The 4,331-nt window shown below is 37.5% G+C and carries 3 protein-coding genes; 2 read left to right on the top strand and 1 reads right to left on the bottom strand.

Features of this window, described 5'->3' with window-relative positions:
* The first annotated feature begins 691 nt into the window (after positions 1-691).
* On the top strand, positions 692-2,767 hold the full coding sequence (locus tag AB1422_17250) for a M14 family zinc carboxypeptidase (GenBank protein ID MEW6621050.1): 2,076 nt from the start codon (positions 692-694) through the stop codon (positions 2,765-2,767).
* A 248-nt stretch (positions 2,768-3,015) separates the two neighbouring features.
* Positions 3,016-3,171 carry a hypothetical protein gene (locus AB1422_17245; protein ID MEW6621049.1) on the top strand — a complete coding sequence of 52 codons (156 nt, stop codon included), beginning with the start codon at positions 3,016-3,018 and terminating at the stop codon, positions 3,169-3,171.
* Between the two features lie 25 nt (positions 3,172-3,196).
* On the opposite strand, the gene AB1422_17240 is transcribed toward AB1422_17245, so the two are convergent.
* Entirely contained in the window at positions 3,197-3,463 is a 267-nt protein-coding gene (locus tag AB1422_17240; protein ID MEW6621048.1) for an HU family DNA-binding protein, read from the bottom strand.
* Positions 3,464-4,331 lie beyond the last annotated feature (868 nt).

Below are 4,331 nucleotides of genomic sequence, written 5' to 3'. Positions count from 1 at the left end.
ATTCTGGAGTAAATGGGGTTGTGGAGTGGAATTGTCGGAATTCAGCTGGTGAAAAGGTTGCCAGTGAAATCTACATCTATTTCATCAGAGATGATAAAAGTTCAAAAACAGGTAAATTGGGAGTGATACGATAAATTTCGACCTGTGCGGTTAGGTGTTAGGTTATTGACGCTGAAAACGTCGAATTTTAAATAACCGTAGATGCAATCTACGGAAATAAACGCCCGCAAAACTCGACCCTGAAAGGGTCGAATGTAATCCATGGTTAGAATTCAACCCTTTCAGGGTTGAGTAATAAGCAGGAGTTTTTCTTCTCTCCGTAGATTTTATCTACGGTTATGTAAAAGTCAAACCTTTCAGGTTTGAGGAAATTTGCTTGTAATTTCTAACCGCACAGGTCGAAATTTTTCTTGACTTGAAAATAGTTCTGTGCTATACTTTTATTATGTTCATCCGACAGGTCTCCCATAGAAATCTACGACGCTTTAAATTTATCTTATCAACCGGGTAAAACTATTAAATTGATTTTGTGAGCATACAAACTGTAGTGTCAAAACTCAATTTCTCTACTCTGTAACCTATTGATAATACAAGACTTATTTTTTGAAAGTATGAAGTGGGGGCAGAGGCGTTTTTCCTCCGTTTTATCCGTATTAATCTGTGGCTAAATAGTTACAAAGGAAATAATAATATGTTCACTCAACAAAAAATATGGCTATTAGCAGGGATTATTATTTGTGGTTTAGGGTTAAATTCCTATGTTTATGGATTTGAGCCCCAGAAAGAAATATTGATTCAGATTGAGATAAAAAATCATGACCAGATTGCAGAATTTATCAATATGCGTCTAACTTTAACCGATGCGACTCAAACTTATGCCAGGGCAATTGTAACCGAAGATGAATTGAATATGCTCAAAAATAAAGGATATAAAATTAATGTCCTGGTAGAAGATATGGTAAAAGAGATGAAGGCGGTTAGAGAGAGGGAAAACTTCCATGATTATAATGAACTGACGGTTGAATTAACACAAATAGCCGCAAATTACCCATATATCGCTAAACTATATGACAGCGGTGATAGCGTTGAGGGAAGAAATATGTGGGCGATGAAAATAACGGATAACCCTGAAGTGGAAGAGAATGAAGCGGAAGTTTGCTTGATGGGGGCTCATCATGGAAATGAATTTATGTCTGTTGAAATACCGCTAAATATGGCTCATTATCTCACAGAAAATTACGGAATAGACCCAGAAGTAACATATCTTGTGAATAATCGAGAGATATGGATAGTGCCGATGGTCAATCCTGATGGAATTATGGTTGGTAGCAGATATAACGCTAATGGAGTTGATTTAAACCGTGATTATGGTTACCAGTGGGATAAGTGGGGTAATAGCTGGTATCCATTTTCTCAACCAGAAACTCAAGCAATGCGTAATTTATTCCTCGATAACCCATTTACCCTCTCTTTATCGTATCACTGTTTTGGTGATATCGTAAATTATGTCTGGAATTTCAGCCCTCATCCTACCCCGGATGAACCATTAATTATTGACTTATCTGAAGGCTATGCAGATTTTAATAATTACTGGGTAACAAATGGTTATGACTGGTATCAAACAAAGGGGGATACAAATGATTTTGCTTATGGCTGTCGAGGTGATATTGATTGGACAATTGAGCTGGCAAACAGTGGAATAGATATCGTTTGGCAAAAGAATAAAAATGCAATTCTGTATATAATTAAAGAGGCTAACAGACAGGGAATAGAAGGATTAGTAACCGATGCCCAAACCGGTAATCCTATTGTCGGAATGGTTAATGTCTTAGATGTTGGTTGGCCAATATTTACAGACCCCAAAATTGGAGACTATCACCGTATCCTTAAACCAGGAATATATACAGTTAAGTTCTCTGCTAATGGCTATGTGGATAAAACTATTTCAGGAGTAGTGGTAAATCCAGGAACGATGACTGTCCTCAATGTTAAATTAGATAAAAACTCAAATTATCATCACGGCTACAATGTTACATCCTGTAGATTTTACGACCCATTCTCCTATCCCAATAACTTTAAAAATAATCCGACCGAAGCCGTTTATGCCTTAGGGCAACCTGATGGCCAATTTGCTTCCTTAGGCAAAGGTGGAGAGATTGAAATTGATATGGGTGTAGAAATTATTGATGGAAGTGGTTCAGACTTCATTATTTATGAAGGAAATGATGGTATTAAAGAAGGTTATACAGTTTATGCAAGTAATAACTATGCTGGTCCCTGGAACCTCGTGGGTAATGGCATAGGCTCATCATACTTTGACCTGGCAAGTGCTGGATTATCTAAGGCAAGATATATTAAGATTGTTGATGATAATGATGGAAGTGCAACAGTGGATTATCCAGGGTTTGATATGGATGCAATCAGTGCCGGTAACATCTTTAACCCAATTATCATAATTTCCACTAATCAAAAGGAATATTCACCTCAAGAGTCGTTAAACTCCACCGTGAGACTTATCAATCCAGCACAACAAACTCAAACAGACCTCAAACTATGGATAGAAATCCCCGGCATACCTCCATTTACTTACCTTAATCTATATGGTCTGACTATACCCGCTGGATATGACAACACATTTTCATATCTTACCTATATGTTTACTAACTCAGATGTGGAAGGGATATATAAATTTGGTGGTAGATTATTATCCGTTATCACCGGTGATATAATGAGTGATGGGTCAACATATTTTGAGTTTATTAAATAGAGAAACGCTTATGTCCACAGCGTGGACACAAACGACGATGAAAATTAATGGGACGCAGATTTACAGGATTTACAAGATTTTAAAGAAAAACCACTAATGCACTATAAAAACATCAAGAAACTCTAAGGAAATAATTATAGAAATACAATAATAAAAAATTAATTTTAATCCTGTTCATCTGCGAAAATCTGCGTCCCATAACCTATTTTCAGGAGAAGGATGATGAAAATAGTGGTAGGAGATAGAAGGTGGGAGGTAAGAAGATAGGCGTGAGGAGTGATGTTTTCTTTACTTTCTACTCTCTACTTCCTTATTCTCAGGAGAACCTAACATTTTGTATGTCTTTAAATAAAAAAGGGTTAAGGGGGCACGAGAAAAAAATTATTTTTTTCTCTTTCCCTTAACCCTTTTTCTTTTGTCATAGTGAGTTTAAACAGCGCTCTTTAAAGCTTCACCAGCCTTGAAAACTGGCACTTTCTTTGCCGCAATCTTAAGTGGAGCACCAGTGCGTGGATTTCTACCTTCTCTTGCAGAACGCTTTTTAACTGAGAAGCTCCCAAATCCAATCAACTGCACCTTATCTCCGTCTGCTAAAGCGTCTTTAATTCCATTTAAGACAGCCTCAACAGCCTCTGCGGCTTTTTTCTTGGTTAGACCTATTTCTGCTACCGCATTGACGAGATCTGCTTTCGTCATTCCTTATTCACCTCCTTTCAAACTTAAAGAGGGTCGGACCTATTCTCACCCCGCATCAGAAGTAGGATTAGAGAGATTATGTAATAATTACACCTCCCATCCTTAAATCCTACCCATATCTCTTTGTCCTCCCCTTTAATCTTTCCTTAAAATCAATATTTTTGTTTAGGAATATTCTTATGAATTTCAGTTCCCCTCCTTTTGTGTCGATATTTAAAGAAAACAACTAAATCAACACATCGTAGGGAGGGAAAAAATGAAAAAAAGAATATTTATAAATCTGTAGGTAGTGATATTCACCATTATCACATTTCTATTCAATATTATCTTTTCTCACCAAGATATATATTACCCCATTCCTCAATCTCAAATCTCTCGTCAACTCATCTCATCTTCTAAACTCCCACCTCTTTCCAAATGGGAAAATATACTCCTCAATCTCACCAATCCTTCCTCTTTAATCTCTCTTTTGCTTGCATCTTTACTTTTTCTACCATCCTAATATCTTCTTCTAGTGCTCTGTCGCTACTCAATTGATGTCCCCCGCTGGCGGGGGATTAAGGGGGTGGAATATGAAATCTGAAATAGAAGAATCCACCCCCCTACCCCCGCCAGCGGGGGACAACGGCCAATCAATCACTTGAATGGCGACAGAGCACTAGTGCCTTTCACGAAATTCACAACATGTTGATTTGCTTGTAGTTACAGATGCACTCTTTTTCTTATTACCCTCCTGCCATCTAACTCCTTGATTTCAAAAGAGTTGCAAACGTCAATTTCTTGCTTTTTTTGATTTTCACCCCTTTTAAATAGGGGTGGAGGGCAATTTTACTTTTTTCCCTCTACCCACAGGGGGACTACACTTACC

Source organism: bacterium (genome assembly GCA_040757115.1).
Taxonomy (GTDB): Bacteria; UBA9089; CG2-30-40-21; order CG2-30-40-21; family SBAY01; genus JBFLXS01.
Note: the sequence above shows the minus strand (reverse complement) of the source record. Positions and strands in the feature narration are given on the sequence as shown.

Bases quoted from the DNA above. Each gene is read 5' to 3' on its own strand.
- AB1422_17240 (MEW6621048.1), bottom strand. From the start codon at position 3,463: ATGACGAAAGCAGATCTCGTCAATGCGGTAGCAGAAATAGGTCTAACC.
- AB1422_17250 (MEW6621050.1), top strand. From the start codon at position 692: ATGTTCACTCAACAAAAAATATGGCTATTAGCAGGGATTATTATTTGT.